This is a genomic window from Bartonella sp. AC62GZZY, from assembly GCF_042196525.1.
Lineage (GTDB): Bacteria > Pseudomonadota > Alphaproteobacteria > Rhizobiales > Rhizobiaceae > Bartonella.
In genome coordinates this window covers 1-500 of record NZ_JBHIQN010000107.1, presented here as the reverse complement: position 1 = coordinate 500, position 500 = coordinate 1, and the positions used below count along the sequence as shown (strand labels likewise).

Below are 500 nucleotides of genomic sequence, written 5' to 3'. Positions count from 1 at the left end.
ACGCCCCCGCCTTTCTGATCTCTTTAAAGAATAAATCCATCGCACGCCCCGCCCATCTTCGATAAGCTTTCGCAAAAACGGGTTCTTCCAAACGCCGGTTAATGGTACGCAAAGAACGAGCAACAGCAGTGCGTTCACGCTCTTGCATGGCAACAAGACGCCGCCGCGGCACCTCAAACTGATAATGCAAAATATGAATAACAATCTGTCGTGCTAACGCCGCATCAAATAAGCAGTGCGGAGGGTCAATAATATACCGGATTGGCAAATGTTTAAATCCACTACTCACCGCCTTAAAAGAACAGGCAAGCATAGCTTCCAAACGTTCAACTTCTGAATAAGGATTAACGATATCGCTTCTGGCTTCTGGGGTCCATAAATTACAAGCAGCAACCATAACCACCCCCTATAAAAACAATATGATTACCCCCTAATCGCCAGAACCAAGCCATCCAAACGGCTGTTCTATGATGCAACTCTATGCAATTTATCTTGCCTAT

Annotated in this window: 1 protein-coding gene; it reads right to left on the bottom strand. The window is 45.6% G+C overall.

The features are described from left to right. On the bottom strand, positions 1-397 hold a 397-nt coding region (locus tag ACFIML_RS09415), incomplete at its 3' end, for a hypothetical protein (RefSeq protein ID WP_375612308.1). Between the last annotated feature and the right edge of the window lie 103 nt (positions 398-500).